This window comes from Gammaproteobacteria bacterium (assembly GCA_009845905.1).
In the GTDB taxonomy this organism is placed as follows: Bacteria; Pseudomonadota; Gammaproteobacteria; order Steroidobacterales; family Foliamicaceae; genus Foliamicus.
Window position 1 is genome coordinate 284043 of record VXYS01000003.1, and the last position, 16248, is coordinate 300290.

11 protein-coding genes are annotated in these 16248 nt (G+C 64.7%); 8 read left to right on the forward strand and 3 right to left on the reverse strand.

The annotated features are described in order from the left end of the window. Nucleotides 1-61: 61 nt before the first annotated feature. From F4036_01410 to F4036_01420, 3 genes are all read left to right on the forward strand, one after another. Nucleotides 62-1552 carry a hydroxymethylglutaryl-CoA synthase family protein gene (locus F4036_01410; GenBank protein MYK36399.1) on the forward strand — a complete coding sequence of 497 codons (1491 nt, stop codon included), beginning with the start codon at nt 62-64 and terminating at the stop codon, nt 1550-1552. A gap of 68 nt (nt 1553-1620) precedes the next feature. Beyond that, nucleotides 1621-2211 carry a hypothetical protein gene (locus F4036_01415; GenBank protein ID MYK36400.1) on the forward strand — a complete coding sequence of 197 codons (591 nt, stop codon included), beginning with the start codon at nt 1621-1623 and terminating at the stop codon, nt 2209-2211. Nucleotides 2212-2223: 12 nt separating this feature from the next. Continuing rightward, nucleotides 2224-3150, forward strand: a complete 927-nt coding sequence (locus F4036_01420; protein ID MYK36401.1) for a cobalamin-binding protein — start codon at nt 2224-2226, stop codon at nt 3148-3150. A 36-nt stretch (nt 3151-3186) separates the two neighbouring features. On the opposite strand, the gene F4036_01425 is transcribed toward F4036_01420, so the two are convergent. Then, the gene (locus tag F4036_01425) at nt 3187-3720 is read right to left on the reverse strand and encodes an FKBP-type peptidyl-prolyl cis-trans isomerase (GenBank protein ID MYK36402.1); all 534 of its coding nucleotides are present in this window, start codon (nt 3718-3720) and stop codon (nt 3187-3189) included. A 136-nt stretch (nt 3721-3856) separates the two neighbouring features. Between F4036_01425 and F4036_01430 the strand changes: the two genes are divergently transcribed. Continuing rightward, nucleotides 3857-6853 (forward strand): TonB-dependent receptor plug domain-containing protein, encoded by a 2997-nt coding sequence (locus F4036_01430; protein MYK36403.1) that lies wholly within the window; start codon nt 3857-3859, stop codon nt 6851-6853. 214 nt (nt 6854-7067) lie between these two features. Here the strand turns inward: F4036_01430 and feoB are convergent, their stop codons facing one another. Further along, on the reverse strand, nt 7068-9227 hold the full coding sequence (gene feoB / locus F4036_01435) for a ferrous iron transport protein B (GenBank protein MYK36404.1): 2160 nt from the start codon (nt 9225-9227) through the stop codon (nt 7068-7070). Between the two features lie 8 nt (nt 9228-9235). Then, a complete protein-coding gene (locus tag F4036_01440; protein MYK36405.1) occupies nt 9236-9526 on the reverse strand; it encodes a ferrous iron transport protein A in 291 nt (96 codons plus the stop codon). Between the two features lie 75 nt (nt 9527-9601). Here F4036_01440 and F4036_01445 point away from each other — a divergent pair, with 75 nt between their 5' ends. The 4 genes from F4036_01445 (at nt 9602) to F4036_01460 (ending at nt 16231) form a co-directional block, all read left to right on the forward strand. Next, nucleotides 9602-9940, forward strand: coding sequence for a DUF1820 family protein (locus F4036_01445; protein ID MYK36406.1), 339 nt, complete (start codon nt 9602-9604; stop codon nt 9938-9940). A 10-nt stretch (nt 9941-9950) separates the two neighbouring features. Beyond that, entirely contained in the window at nt 9951-13853 is a 3903-nt protein-coding gene (gene purL, locus F4036_01450) for a phosphoribosylformylglycinamidine synthase (protein ID MYK36407.1), read from the forward strand. A gap of 10 nt (nt 13854-13863) precedes the next feature. Continuing rightward, entirely contained in the window at nt 13864-14814 is a 951-nt protein-coding gene (locus F4036_01455) for an acetoin utilization protein AcuC (GenBank protein ID MYK36408.1), read from the forward strand. 163 nt (nt 14815-14977) lie between these two features. Further along, nucleotides 14978-16231 carry a serine hydroxymethyltransferase gene (locus tag F4036_01460; GenBank protein MYK36409.1) on the forward strand — a complete coding sequence of 418 codons (1254 nt, stop codon included), beginning with the start codon at nt 14978-14980 and terminating at the stop codon, nt 16229-16231. The last annotated feature ends 17 nt before the right edge of the window (nt 16232-16248 follow it).

The window sequence follows — 16248 nt, forward strand, 5'->3', positions numbered from 1 at the left end:
GGGGGCTTGTCATGAGCACATTTCGCCCTGCGCGCGCTCGACAAGAGGGTAATAGCACTTCATGGCACTTCAGCGAACCCCACCGGCCCGCAGGACGCCGCAAGACGCAGGGCTTACCGCCGGTATCAGCGGCATGGCAATGGACCTGCCCCCGTACCGGGTCAGCCTTGAGGACTGGTGCCGGTGGACCGGCGCCTCCTGGGACAAGATCTCCGCCGTGGTCGGCCATGCCTTCCGGGTGCCCGGACCCGCGCAGAGCGTCTATACGATGGCCGCAAATGCGGCGCTGAAGCTGCTGCGCCAGAATGATGTGGATCCGGCCCGGATCGGGCTGCTGGCGCTGGGGACCGAATCGAGCAACGACAACTCCGCAGGGTCCATCATCATCAAGGGCATGCTCGATCAGGCGCTGGTCGACCATGGATTGCCGCGCCTTTCGCAGCATTGCGAAGTTCCGGAAATCAAGCACGCCTGCCTGGGCGGCGTCTACGCGCTGAAGAATGCCGTGCGCCACTGTTTGCTCGAGGATTCCGCGGCGATTGTGATCTGTTCCGACCTGGCCCTCTACGCGCGGGGCAGCTCCGGCGAGCCCACCCAGGGGGCCGGCGCCGTGGCGCTGCTGGTGGAGCGCAACCCGGCCCTTGCCAGCCTGGACCTGGGGCACGCGGGACGCGCCTCGGACTACCGGATCTCCGATTTCCGCAAGCCGCTGATGGACGCGGACCGGCGGCCGCGCTCCAACCTTCATTACCCGGTGTTCAATGGTCGGTTCTCTACCTACTGCTACCTGGACCAGGTCCGCAACGCGCTGTCGCACCTGTACCAGCGCCGGGGCGTGTCGCCGGCGGAGTGGCTGCAGGGACTGCGGGCCGTTTTCTTTCACCGTCCGTACCGGCGCATGCCGCAAAGCGCCTTTGCGCTGGTGCGATTGTGCGCAGAGGCGCTGAGTCATGGCGACGGCTCCCGCCTGCTTCAACGGCTTTGCCCCGAATCCCGAATCGCGCTCGACGAAGCCCTCGGTGAAATGCGCGAGCGGCATGAATTGCCGGATCACGATGCGGCCGGGCAGAGCGCCTGGAACCCGTTTCCCAGGACTAACGAGCTGATGAAAGGACTGCGCGCGATGCCCGAGTTCGAGGAGCTGGTCTTGCATCCCCTCCGCTGGGGCGATGACAGCATGATGCAACTGGGGAATATCTATTCGGGCGCATTGTTCGCCTGGCTGGCGGCAGGGCTTGAGGAAGCCGCGCAGGCCGGAGAGAACTGGGCGGGAGACGAGATCCTGCTGATCGGTTACGGCAGCGGAGACGCCGCCGAAGCGTTGCCCATGCGCGTATGCGAAGGCTGGAAGGAAGCGGCGGGGCGCATTCACTTCAACAGCGCCCTGGAGCCGGCCTACGACCTTGGCCGCAGTCAATATGAGGCATTGCACGCCGGGCTTGCGGTGGATGATCTGCCGCACCCGCCGGGTTTTCGCGTCGAGAGCATCGGAACGAAGACCGGCCAGGACTTTCAGGACGAGGGGATCGAGTACTACGCGTACTCGGCCTGATCCGGTGCGCCCGGTTCAGCGCTTTGTATAGAATTGCGCGAACAGGTGCGTCCCGGGAGAAGAGATTAATGTTGCGCCCTCGACCTGTCACGCTGGCGATGCTCGTGGCCATAGCGGTGGGCTTTCGGCTGCTGCCGTATCTGCTGCACACGCTCGGTGTTCCCATCGATCCGGAAAACACCGTTTATCCCTGGAATTTCTCGCCGATACTGCCGCTGTGCATTTTCGGCGCCGCCTGTTTCGCCAGGCGCAGCGTCGCCTACCTGGCGCCATTGGCGATCTACCTGGCAGGCGACCTGGGCATATGGGCGATTTCCGGGCGCGCCGACTGGGCTTTCTACGCCGATCAGCCGATAACCTACCTTTCCGTGCTCCTGGTCGTCAGCTGCGGTTTCATTGCCCGCTCACAGCGCTCCTGGGGGAGAATCGCCGTGGCCGGACTGGGTTCGGCCGTCCTTTTCTTCGTCGTATCTAATTTCGGCACCTGGGCGCTGGGCACGACTTACCCGAAGACCTGGGCCGGGCTGGTGGAATGTTACGTGATGGCAATTCCGTTCTTCCGCAATACCCTGATCAGCATGGCAGTTTTCCTGCCGCTGCTTTTCAGCCGTCTGGCCTTGCGCAGCCCCGCTCCGGTAGCGGCCGTCCGCATCGCATAAGCACGGAACCCGATGGGCGAACAGCGGATCGTTTCGCTTATCGCCAGCGCCACCGAGATCGTAGCCGCGCTGGGTTTCGAAAAGCAGCTGGTCGGCCGCTCTCATGAGTGCGATTTTCCGCCGGCCATTGCCCGCATTCCGGTCTGTTCCGCATCGAAGATAGACACACAGGCGTCAAGCCGGCGTATCGACGCTCAGGTAAAGGCGCTGGTTGACCAGGCGCTGTCGGTCTACCGGGTGGATGCCGAACTCCTGGACCGCCTGGCGCCCGACCTGATCATCACGCAGTCGCAGTGCGAAGTCTGCGCCGTCAGCCTGGCCGACGTGCAGCAGGCGGTGGGCGAACTGGTGTCCTCCAGGCCGGAGGTCGTTTCGCTGGAACCGATGGACCTGGATGATGTGTGGAAGGACATCCGCCGGGTGGCCGGAGCGCTGGAGGCCGCAGGGAGCGGAGAGGAGTTGGTGGCCGGCCTGACCAGGAGACTGGGTGACCTCGCCAGGCGGACAAAGCGGCTTGCGGAGCAGCCGAGCATTGCCTGCATCGAGTGGATCGACCCGCTAATGTTCGCAGCCAACTGGGTGCCTTCCCTGGTGGAAATCGCGGGCGGCCGGATCATGATGGGAGAAGCCGGCCGGCATTCCGGATACTTCGATTTCGATGAACTGGCTTCCCGCGACCCCGATGTCGTAGCCGTAATGCCCTGCGGTTTCGATATCGCGCAGTCGATGAAGGAGATGCCGGCGCTCACCGGCCGTCCCCAATGGTCCCGGCTTTCAGCGGTGCGAAACGGGCGGGTGTTCGTCACCGACGGGAACCAGTATTTCAATCGTCCGGGGCCGCGGCTGGTCGAGTCGGCGGAAATCCTGGCTGAACTCCTGCACCCCGAAACCTTTGATTTCGGTCACGAAGGGACCGGCTGGGTACGCTGGTCCGATTAGACAGTCCGGCGGCAGCACCGCCGCTCGCGCGAAGTTCTAACCCGCGGAACGAACGCCCAGGAGTTCGATTTCGAAGATCAGGGTGGCGCCGGGACCGATCAGGCCTCCGGCTCCGCGGTCGCCGTAGGCAAGTTCCGGCGGGATGTAAAGCATCCACTTGTCGCCGACCCGCATGAGCTGCAGGGCTTCCACCCAGCCCGCGATCAAACGGTTGGCCGGGAACTCCGCCGGCTGTCCGCGCTGCACGGAACTGTCGAATACGGTCCCGTCAATCAGCGTGCCGGTGTAATGCACCGTTACCAGGTCGGCAGGAGCGGGACTCGCCCCATCACCGGAAACCAGCACTTCGTACTGGAGGCCGGAGTCGGTCGTGATTACTTCCTCGCGGGCGCCGTTGCGCTCCAGAAAGGCTTGGCCCGTGTCGGTCATGACAACATTCTCCTCGCTCCGCGGAGCAGTTTGGGGCGTTTGCACCTCTTCCGGCGCCTCCCGCGGCGCCTCGCAGCCCCAGAAAAGGAGCAGGCCGGACAGGCACATGCTGTGCGCCAATGGCGCCGATATTCGATTCATATGAGGTCTTACGTGCTGGCTTGGGAGAAAAGGTACGGCATTTCACGGCTTATCTGCCGGCGGCGCTCATCATACGTGCATTAGACTTTGAACGAAACTCGGCACTTTCCGGCACCGTCTGGAACCGTGGGGGAACATGAATTGGTGGAAGCGAACAGCGGGACTTGCCGCGACAGCCGTATTGCATTCGCTGGCCGCACAACTGCCGGCCGTCGCTCAGGAAACCGAGGAAGCATCCGGGGCAATCGAGGAAATCGTCGTGGTCGGCACGGCGATCCGCGGCACACCCATCGACGCGCCGCACGCGGTGAGCGTGGTTGACCGCGAAGCCCTGGAGCAGCAGGGCGCCCCGCTGATGGTCGACCTGTTCAAGCACCTGGGCGCAAGCAACGGCGTCGTGGGCGAGCGTTCGGGCTGGTACAACACCAGCCTGCCGGCAGCGGTCCTTGAGAGCGTTTCCAACGTCAACCTGCGCGGCCTTGGCGCATCGCGGTCACTGGTGCTGTTCAACGGGAGCCGACAGACCTATCTGCCCGCGCGGCTGATCGGCGGGCGCTTCGTGGACCTGGGCGTTCTCCCGGCCATCGCCATCCGACGCATCGAAGTACTGAAGGAAGGCGCCAGCGCCATCTACGGCTCGGACGCCGTGGGCGGCATCGCCAACTTCGTTACGCGGGGCGAATTCGAGGGACTGGAAGTCATCGCTTCCTACGACGGCTACGACAGCGCCAGCGACCAGATGGCGGGAGTAATCTGGGGCGCCTCCGTGGGCGAGTCCAATTTCGTCATTTCCGTCGAGCATGAGCGACGGGGCGAACTGGAAGCGGAGGACCGCGACTGGGCGCTGCGTCCGCTGGTGGACCCCTGGAGGGCCGGCTGGTCCAGCGTCGGCAATCCCGGTTATTTCTGGTTCCCCGAGGGAATCGATACCGCGACCACCCCCAGGGAACAGGTCATCGATACGCTCAAGGCGGTTCAATGGAGCGGCAAGACCGATCCCATGTGCAACGAACTGAATGGTTACCCGGAAAATCCGGCCGTCGATCCGTATTACTGCATTTTCAATTACCAGCCGTTCGACAACCTGATCGAGGAACTGACGTTCACGAGGGTTTTTGCCGAATTGAACGGTCCCCTGGGAACGAATGCCGACTACCACGTCGAAGCACTGTGGTCGGACGCGGCCATGCCGCAGTGGCAGACCCAGCCTTCGCATCCCCCGTTCCCCCTGCTGCATCGCGGCGTAATGGAAATCGCTCCCGGCCATCCCAACCGGGTAGCCTTCTGCGCCAACGAGGAATTCAGCCGGGAGTTTCGCGCCGAGTGCATGGGCAATGAAAACTGGTACTGGCGGGGTCGGCCTTTCGGTAACGGCGATCCGGCGCGAACAGACCGGCGCGATACGAGCACCTGGCGCCTGGCGGGAAACATCGAGGGCTCGTTCGCCGGTCCTGGCGGCCGGGAGACCTTCTACGACCTGGGACTTTCCTGGTCCGGCAGCCGGGGGAATGTCTCCATACCCGCGATTCTCACCGAGCGCCTGTTTCTGGCGTTTCGCGGCTACGGCGGCCCGGACTGCGGCGTCGGAGTCGTGCCGGACACAACGCTTGGCCCCGGCATGCGGGTGGAGGACACGGAAAGAGCGCCCGGCGCCGGCGGCTGCCAGTACTACAACCCGTTCAGCAGCGCGAGCCAGTTTTCCGCCTTGCCCGGGGCGCCGTTCTACGACACGCCCAACCCGCACTACGATCCCGCCCAGGCAAACTCCCCCGAACTGTTTGCATGGATGAACAGCGTTTCCGATCTGCACAGCGAGACCACGATGCTGGTTGCCGACGCGACCGTCAGCGGAAACTGGATGAGCGACGTGCTGGGATACGCCGCGGGCTACCAGTTCCGGCGGTTCAATGCGCAGGGCAACCCCAATCCGCACGGAAACCTGAGCATCAATCCCTGCGCAGTGCTGGGTGACAGGAGTTGCCTGACCGGCAATTTCGGCCCGTTCACCTTCATCAACGCCTACAACCCGTACGACGAAGACCAGACCGTGCATCGCGTATTCGCCGAACTCGCGATCAACATCAGCGACCGCCTGGACGCCCAGGTCGCGGCGAACTACGAGCGGTACGACGAGGCCGACAGCATCGATCCGAAACTCGCGGTGCGCTGGCGACTGAGCGACACCGTGACCTTGCGGGGGTCGGTCCAGACCACGTTCCGGACGCCCTCGGTGGACGACCTTCTCCAGGAGGTGCCGCTTACCGTCACGAATTACATCAGCCAGGTCGGCGCCTGGATACCGGTGGACATCTACGGCGACCCCTCACTTGAGCCCGAAAGCGCATTTACCTGGAACCTGGGGTTCATTTTCTTGCTCGACTCCGGGATCGAGATGACCCTGGATTACTGGAACTACGACTTCAAGGACGTCATCGGCAGCCTTCCGCATGACACGATCGACGAACTGTACGCGGACCCGGCTACTGCCCACCAGGTGCTGCACTACATTTACTGCGCCGACGGCAGGGCGGACACCCTGTCGCAACCCTGCGGCTCCAGATCCATTACGCGCGTGGAAGTGCCACTCGTCAACTGGCCCGGCGTCGAGACGTCGGGCATCGACTGGGAAGTCCGCAGCTCCTTCGATGTCGGACCCGGGGTGCTGGATACCGGATTTAACGGAACCTATACGCTGGATTACGACATTCGCGCGCTGTACCTGAACGAGTTCCTGATCCAGGACTTCGTCGCCGCGGCGGGCAAGCTGAACTTCGGCAATCCGCTGACGGTTCCCATTCCCGACTGGAAGGGCCAGGCGTACGCCGCCTACCACTGGAACGACTACAGCGTTTCCGCATACCTGAACCACGTGTCTTCCTACAAGGACGATGGCGCGCACGACGGCTTTGGCGGCGTGCCGGTCGAGAGTTTCACGGTGGACGGCTTCACGACCCTGGACCTGAGCTTCCAGTGGCGCCTGCCGCGCTACGGGTTGAACCTGACGCTGTCAGCCTTGAATCTCGCCGACGAAGATCCGCCCTTCGCCAACGTGGAGCACGCCTACGACGGCATGACCCATAACCCGAAGGGCCGGCGCCTGAAGCTGATTCTTCGCTACACTCCCGGCGCCTGACCGGGAGGGAAGGCGTCCCGCCTTCCCGGAGAGCGGGACGCCGTGGGGGACATGCCCCCACTCCCAGGCTAGCGCCGTCGGCCGATCTCGTCCGGCGAAACGCTGGCTTCCCCGGCTGCCTTCCTGCGCCGTCGGGCGCGTATCCTCCGAAAAATGAAGGCGCCTGCGATCAGCGCCACGATCAACAGCGCCAACGCTTCCTGAAGGCCCACGTTCACGCCGCCAACTGGTAGGTGAGCATGCCGGCCAACCAGGCAAATCCGGACATGTAAATCCAGGCTCCCGCGGCCCATCGCCAACTGTTCGTTTCCCGGCCTATGACCGCGACGGTCGACACGCATTGCAGGGCAAAGGCATAGAAGACCAGGAGTCCCAGGGCCATGGCCAGGGTAAACACGGGCCGCCCGTCCGGCCATCGTGAGGCCCGCAATCGCTCCCTCAGACCAACGCCGTCTTCAGCCTCGGAGCCGAGCGCATAGACCGTTCCCATCACGCCGATCACGACCTCGCGCGCCGGGAAACCCGCGACCACGGAGGCTGATACCCGCCAGTCCCATCCCAGCGGCCTGAAGACCGGTTCGATGGTCTTGCCTATGCGTCCCAACAGGCTGTATTCCAGTTGGGCCGCGCGCTCTTCCGCTTCGAGACGGCGAAGCCTGGATTGCAGGTCAGCGGGCTCTTGCGTCAGCGCGGCAACTTCCGCGCGCCGGTCTTCGAAATCGTTCGCAATCAGGTCAGAACGCGGGAAGTATCCTAGCGCCCAGATCATTACGCAGGCTGCGGCAATAACGGTTCCCGCGCGGGTCAGAAACACCCGTACCTTTGCCGTCAGCTTGAGCGCGAGAACTCGTGAGTTCGGCCACCGAAACGGCGGCATTTCCATGAAAAACGAAGCACCCGCGCCACGCAAGGCTATGCGCCGAGTAAGAAGCGCGCTCACGGCCCCGCCGGCGATTCCCAGCAGGTACAGCCCCAGCAGGATCAGACCGTGGAGATTGATCCATCCGTTCAGGTAGTAGGCGGGCGGCACGAAGCCGGATATGAGCAGCGCGTAGACGGGCAGGCGTGCCGAACAGGTCATCAGGGGAATCGCCACGATGGTGGCGAGCCGCGCACGGCGATCTCCTACCACCCTTGTGGCCATGATGGCAGGCACCGCGCAGGCAAACCCCGATAGCAGGGGAATAAACGATTGTCCCGACAGCCCGCAGATTCTCAGCAGCCGGTCCATCAGAAACGAAGCCCGCGCCATGTAGCCGCAGTCTTCGAGGAACAGGACCAGAGCAAAAAGGAACACGATTTGCGGAACGAAGACGACGACCGCGCCCACGCCGGACCACAAGCCGTCGATCAGCAGGCTGGAGAGTGCTCCGGCCGGCAGCGTCGCGAGGGCCAGGGCGCCTGCCTGTTCGAAGAAAGCGCTGATTGCGTCCATCAGTGGCGTGGCCCATGCGAACACGGCCTGAAACACCGCGCTCATCACGGCAAGAAACACGATGGGACCGGATACGGGATGGCTTACCAGGCGCTCCAGCCGGCCAATCCGAGCCAAACCCGCCGGGGAGCCGGTCGCTCCGGCCCGTGCCAGCCACCGGTCCACTTCGCGGTAGCGGCGGCGCGCTTCGCGGCTTTGCAGGCTTGCGTCGCCGATTTGCGTGCGCAGGCGCCGCCGGGTGGTTTCAAGAAGGCGCCTGGCCTTTTGGCCGCCGGCCACGATCAGACGCCGTTCGAACTCGCCCCCGGTGTCGATGATGGCGCGTTCCAGGCACGGAGCTTCAGGCGCCGGCGCATCCAGGTCTGCCCGCATTCGCGCGGCTGCCTCCCGCACCTCGGGCATGACAGGAACCGTCGTGGCGTGCGTTCCGGCAAGCAGGCGTTCAAGGACTGAACGAAGTCCCTGAATTCCCTTTCCACGGTTGGCCGTGATCGGGGCGACCGGGGCGGAAAGCTGCCGCGCGAGGGCCATGGGGTCCAGCACTTCCCCCTGGCGCTCGGCCACGTCCTGCATGTTCAGCGCGACCGCTACCGGCAGCTCAAGCTCCCGGGCCTGGGAAAAGAGATACAGGCTTCTCCGCAGGTTGGTGGCGTCGGCCACGAGCAGCAGGGCATCCGGCCTCGGGATTCCCTCGGCCATTCCAAGAACGACGTCCAGCGTGATTCCGGATTCCGGTCCGTCGGCGGCCAGGGAGTAGGTGCCCGGAAGGTCCACCAGTTCCACGTCGCTCTTTTCCAGGTGCGCGGTGCCGGTGATCTTCTCTACCGTTACTCCGGGGTAGTTTCCGGTCCGTTGCCTGAGACCGGTAAGGCGGTTGAAGACGGTGCTCTTGCCGGTGTTGGGGCAACCCAGGACCGCGATCAACGGGCGGCGGGGCATGACGGGACTCAGGATTCGTCAGAGGCTGCCACGACGCGAATCATGCGGGACTGGTCCCGCCGCAGGCAGAGGGGATGGCCGCCCGCGACGATTTCCAGGGGATCGCCGCCTATGCCTCGGCGCAGCACGCGGACACGAACTCCCGGCACCAGCCCCAGTGTCAGGAGCTCGCGGGAGACACGCCCTTCGCCCTTGACGGCGCGGATTTCACTGCCGCAGCCGTTGGGCAATTCGTCAAGACCGATTTCTCTCGCCAAAGTGATTTTGTTGCGGCATCGAGCGTGTTGCGAGTCTAACATAAATGAGAATCATTATTATTCGTCTCGAATTACCATCTTCAATAGCAAGGGTGCGTGCCGGTATAATTGGCCCCGATCATGGCGGCCAAGCCCCTTTATCGCATCAGCTTCCTGAACCAGGGCAAGGTCTACGAAATGTACGCCCGCGGGGTTTCGCAGGGCGGCATGTTCGGGTTCGTCGAAGTGGACGGACTGGAGTTCGGGAAGCGCACGTCGCTGGTTGTGGATCCGGGCGAGGAGAAGATCAAGTCCGAATTCTCCGGAGTGCGCCGCACCTATATTCCCATGCATTGCGTTTTGCGCATCGACGAAGTGGAGAAACGCGGCGTGAGCAAGATTTCGTCCGCCGAGGAGAGCAACGTGACGCAGTTTCCCGCGCCCGTGTACGCCCCCGGCGGAACCGGTTCCGAGTAGGCCATAGGGGATGCTGGCGCTTCCAGGTTCCGGCGCACTATCCCCGTTCCGACGCAAGCAACTCCTGAGCCGTTTGCAGGCCCGGGAACCGGGCGTCCGGGAAGTAGCCGCCAGTTTCCTTCACCTTGTCAGCATCGATCCGCAACCGCAGGGCGCCGAACTCGACCGGCTCCGTGATCTGCTGAACTACGGGCCGGACTGGCCGCAACCGGAATTCGACGGCCGGGAAGAGGTTCTTCTCGCATTGCCCCGGCGCGGCAGCATATCGCCGTGGTCCACAAAGGCCAGCGAGATTGCGCGCCTGTGCGGATTTCCGAATACGCATCGAATCGAACGCGCCTTGCGCTATCGGATAGCCTCTTCGGAGCCCCTGGACCGGGAAGCCCGCTCCGAGCTGTTCGACCGCATGACCCAGGACCTTTTGCCCGAGGGCGTTCCGCTGGAAGATCTGTTCGCCCCGGAAGCCCCGCGGCAGCCGAAAGCGGTTCCCCTGCTTTCGGAGGGCCGCGAGGCGCTTGAACGGGCCAACCGGGAAATGGCGCTGGCCCTGTCGCCGGAGGAGATTGCCTACCTGGAAGCGGGTTTCGGGACGCTGGGACGCGACCCCACCGACACCGAACTGATGATGTTCGCGCAGGTCAATTCGGAGCACTGCCGGCACAAGATTTTCAACGCCGACTGGTGGGATGGAGAGGAGCGGCTCGAGCATTCGCTCTTCGATCTCATCCGCCTGACTTCGGCACACAGCCCGGAGGGATTGCTGTCGGCATATGTAGACAACGCCGCGGTGATCTCGGGCGGCCCGGCCCAGCGCCTGTTCGTGAGCGGCCCCAGGCAGGAATACACCGTCGTCGAGGAGCCGGCGCATACCTGCATCAAGGTCGAAACGCACAACCATCCCACGGCGATCTCGCCCTTTCCTGGCGCCGCGACGGGGGCGGGGGGCGAGATTCGTGACGGGGCGGCAACGGGACGCGGCGCGCGGCCCAAGGCCGGAATGACCGGGTTTACGGTTTCCGATCTCAGGATCCCCGGCGCGGCCCGGCCCTGGGAGAATGATCTTCAGCGGCCCGGCCGGCTCGCCTCTCCCCTGCAGATCATGCTCGAGGCGCCGATCGGGGCGGCGTCTTTCAACAACGAGTTCGGGCGCCCTGCCGTGTCGGGGTATTTCCGTTGCTTCGAACAGGACGGCGCTCGCCACTGGGGCTACCACAAGCCGATCATGATCGCCGGCGGCGTGAGCGCCGTTCGGGATTCCGACGTGCACAAGCTCAAATCTCCGCCGGGGGCGCTGGTGGTGGTCCTGGGGGGACCGGCCATGCGGATCGGCGTAGGCGGCGGCTCCGCTTCATCGAGAGGCAGCGGCGCCGACCACGAGGAACTCGACTATGCATCGGTGCAGCGCGGCAACGCCGAGATGCAGCGGCGAGCGCAGGAGGTCATCGATCGCTGCTGCGAACTGGGCCTTGCGGAGGAGAGCGGGAACCCCATTCTGGGCATCCATGACGTCGGGGCCGGAGGGTTGTCCAACGCAATTCCGGAGTTGCTGCACGACAGCGGAAGGGGCGCGAACCTTGCCTATGACGCCATTCCGAGCGCCGATCCGGGCATGTCTCCGCTCGAAACCTGGTGCAATGAGGCGCAGGAACGCTACATGCTGGCCGTGGACGGCGCGCGGCTGCAGGAATTCGAGGACCTGTGCCGGCGGGAGCGCTGTCCCTGGTCGCTGCTCGGCCGGATGGACGACAAAGGCCGGATAAGGCTGCTGCGAAAGTCCGGACAGCCACCGGTGGACATGCCGCTTGACCTGCTGTTCGGCGGTGCGTCCGGCATGACCATGCGCCTGTCGGAAGATCTGCCACCCACGGACTCCCTTGACTTGGACGGCGTCGATCCCGAAGAGGCCGTCAAGCGCGTGCTGTCGATGCCCGCGGTGGCCGACAAGTCCTTCCTGATCCACATCGGGGACCGGACCGTCGGGGGACTGGTCGCGCGAGATCAATTGATCGGGCCCTGGCAGGTTCCCGTCAGCGACGTGGCCGTGACGGCGCGCGATTTTTACGGCCAAGCCGGGGAAGCGATGGCGGTCGGCGAACGCACGCCCGTGGCGGTCATCGATCCGGCCGCGGCCAGCCGCCTTGCCCTGGCCGAGGCTTTGACGAATATCGCCGCCGCCGACATCGGAAAGGCGGCCCGTGTTCGCATTTCGGCCAACTGGATGGCGGCGCCGGCGGCGCCGGGTCAGGCATCGGCCCTGCGCACGGCCGTCGAAGCCCTTTCAGCCTGTTGCCGGGAGCTGAAGGTTGCTGCGCCGGTCGGCAAGGATTCGCTATCCATGCGGACGTCCTGGAGCAACGCCGACGGCCGCGAGCACGTGGTTACGGCGCCGGTCTCGCTGGTAGTGACCGCATTTGCCCCGGCAGGCGATGTGCGGCGCACGCTGACACCGGAACTGGCGAACGTTCCCGGCACCCGCCTGGTTCTTTTCGACCTGTCGCCGGGCCGCAACCGCCTGGGCGGAAGCTGCCTGGCCCAGGCATTCGGCCGATCCGGGGGGCAACCCGCCGACCTGGACGACCCACGCCTGCTGGCCGCGTTGATCGGGACCTTGCGAGAGCTGGCCGCGGAAGAAATCGCGCTGGCCTGGCACGACCGGTCCGACGGTGGGCTCTTCGTTACCTTGTGCGAAATGGCCTTTGCGGGCCGTCTGGGCCTGCAACTGGAAATGCCCGGCGCGGGAGGCCGGGCCCTTCTCGCGCGGTTGTTCGCCGAGGAACCGGGCGGCGTGCTGCAGGTTCATGAGGACCACCTCGACAGAGTCCGGTCCCTGTCCCGTGAAAACGGCCTGGAAGAATGCCTGGTGGACCTGGGAAGGGTCATGAATTCGCGGGGCGGCTTGCCGCGTCCGCGCGACATCCGGATTCGGCACCGGGACGGCAAGCTGGAATTCGACCGCGTGGAATTGCACCGGCGCTGGTCGGAGCTGAGTTACCGAATGCAATCGCTGCGGGACAACCCCGAGACAGCCGAAGAGCAGTACCGAAGCCTTCTGGACGAAAACGACCCCGGATTGACGGCCGTGGCCGGGCATCCTCCGCGCGAGGCCGGCAAGCACCGCAGGGCGCCTGCCGGCGGCGCCCGGCCCCGGGTAGCCATATTGCGCGAGCAAGGCGTCAACGGGCACGCGGAGATGGCCGCCGCCTTCACCCAAGCCGGTTTTCTGGCCGTGGACGTGCACATGTCGGACATCCTCGGCGGCGGAGAGGATTTGAGCGGATTCCAGGGCCTGGCGGCCTGCGGCGGGTTTTCCTACGGCGACGTGCTCGGCGCCGGGGGCGGCTGGGCGCGTTCCATCCTGATGAACGAACGGGCGCGCGAAGTATTTGCGCGGTATTTCGAGACGCCGAACCGGTTCACGCTGGGAGTTTGCAACGGTTGCCAGATGCTCAGCCTGATTTCGGAACTGATTCCCGGATGCGAACACTGGCCCCGCTTTACCCGCAATCGTTCCGAACAGTTCGAGGCGCGGCTAAGCATCGTGCGGGTCGAGCCCAGCCCTTCCGTGCTGCTGGCGGGCATGGAGGGCTCCCTGCTGATGATCGCGACGTCGCACGGAGAAGGACGAGCCGAATTTACGACGCGCCGGCAGCGCAGGGCTTGTGAAGAGTCAAGCCTGGCCGCCTGCCGGTTCGTGGACGGGCACGGAACGCCCACCGAGCTCTACCCGGCCAATCCAAACGGGTCACCCGGGGGGTTGGCGGGACTGACATCCGGGGACGGGCGTGTGACCGCCCTGATGCCGCACCCGGAACGGCTGTTCCGGTCCACCCAACACTCCTGGCATCCGCCGGGCTGGGGGGAGCATGGTCCGTGGATGCAGATGTTCCTGAACGCGCGTTCGGCCATCGACTGAGGCGTATCGCATGCTTCCCACGCTGGTCATGGGCGGCGAAAAATTGTCGGGTTACGGCTGGTCCGGCGATCATCCCTTCGGGCTGGACCGCCACGGAGCCTTCGAGCAGGCGATGGCGAAGCTCGATTTCGGAGATGCAATCCGATTCGAGTCGGCTGCGCCGGCCGGGCCGGAGGAACTGGAGCGGTTTCACGGCCGGGACTACCTCGAGTTCGCCAGACGGCGCTGCGAGGAGAACCGGGGGTTCCTGGACGGGGGCGACACGCCGGCCCGAAGCGGGCTGTTCGAAGCCGCCTGCTGCGTCGTGGGCGCCGCGCTCCACGCCACCGAGGCGATCATGCAGGGCAGGGTCGGTAATGCCTTCCTGCCCATAGGGGGCCTCCATCACGCCGGGAAGGAGCACGCCGCGGGTTTTTGCGTGCTCAACGACATTGGCGTGGTCGTCGAGACACTGCGGTCGGTGCATGGGGTGCAGCGCATCGCCTATGTCGATATTGACGTGCACCACGGCGACGGCGTCTACTATGCCTACGAAGAGGATCCTCTCCTGTTCTTCGCGGACATTCATGAGGACGGCCGCTGGCAATACCCCGGTACGGGCAGCGAGAACGAGCGGGGCAGGGGACCGGCCCACGGCACCAAGATCAACCTGTGCATGCAGCCGGGAGACGGCGATTCGCAATTTCTCGCCGCATTCGAAAGAATCGAGGCTCACGTTCGCGAATGCGCGCCCGAATTCATACTCCTGCAGTGCGGCGCCGACGGATTGAAGGGAGATCCCCTGGGCAGGCTGAATTACAGCGCCGGGGCGCACGCCCATGCGGCGCAGCGCCTTTGCGCCATCGCGCGGTCCGCCTGCGGGGGCCGGATCCTGGCCATGGGCGGCGGCGGCTACTCGCGCGAAAACCTGGCTTCGGCCTGGAGTGCGGTGGTAAGGAACCTGGTGGAAGGCCGTTCCTGACGACCGGAAGGAGAGCGTCCCGCCCTCCCGGGAAGGCGGGACGCCTTCTCGCCCAGGGACACGCCCCCATGCAGGTCTTTGCCGGTACACTTGCCGGAAACGGAACCACCCGCTTTTCATAACGATTGATTGTCCCGAGAACCGACGTACGTGACGGAGACCCATGGCCACTGAATACCCCGAAATCGCCCGGTTCGATCCGCGGCTTGCCGAAGCACTGCAGTCCGAAGTAAAGCGGCAGGAAGACTTTGTCGAGCTTATCGCTTCGGAAAACTATGCCAGCCGCCGCGTGATGGAGGCGCAGGGCTCGGTGCTCACCAACAAGTACGCGGAAGGCTACCCGGGCCGCCGCTACTACGGCGGTTGCGAGCATGTGGACGTGGCCGAGTCGCTGGCCATAGAGCGGGCGTTGCGCCTGTTCGGGGCGGACTACGCGAACGTGCAGCCGCACTCGGGAACGCAGGCCAATACGGCCGCGTACCTCGCATTGTTGAAGCCCGGCGATGGGATTCTCGGCATGGACCTGAGTCACGGCGGCCATCTCACACACGGATCGCCGGTGAACATCTCAGGCAAGCTGTTCAAGGTGTCGAGTTACGGGCTCGACCCGAAGACGGAACTGATCGACTACGACCAGCTGCGCGATCAGGCGCGCAAGAACCGACCGCGCATGATCGTCGGCGGATTCTCGGCTTATTCCCGGGTTGCCGACTGGAAGATTTTCCGCGAAGTCGCCGATGAAGTGGACGCCTACCTGATGGTGGACATGGCGCATGTGGCGGGGCTGGTGGCGGTGGACGAATATCCCAATCCGACACCGCTTGCGGACGTCGTCACCAGCACCACACACAAGACCCTGCGCGGGCCGCGCGGCGGGCTGATTCTGGCTCGCGACAACCCGGAAATCACCAGGCGCCTGCGTTCGCTGGTTTTTCCCGGCACCCAGGGTGGTCCGCTCATGCATGCCATCGCGGCCAAGGCAGTGGCTTTCGAGGAGGCTCTGCAGCCGGATTTCCGCGATTACCAGCGGAAGGTGAAGCGCAACGCCGCGGCTCTCGCCGACGGCTTGAGCGAGAAAGGATTGCGCATCGTTTCCGGCAAGACCGAAAACCACCTGTTCCTCGTGGATCTGGGCGAGACGGGAGTGACCGGCGCCCAGGCCGAGGAAGCGCTGGACCAGGCCAACATCACGGTCAACAAGAACACCGTGCCGAACGATTCCCGCTCGCCGATGATCACCAGCGGTCTGCGCCTCGGGACGCCCGCTTGCACGACACGCGGTTTCGGCGAACCGGAGATGGCGATGCTGGTGGATTCGATCGCCTCGGTGGTGAACAGCCCCGACGATGAAGCCCTGATTGCGCGCGTTCGGGAGCGGGTGCTGGAGACCTGCCGGCAATTTCCGGTGTATTCGTAGTGCCGCAAGGCGCCAGA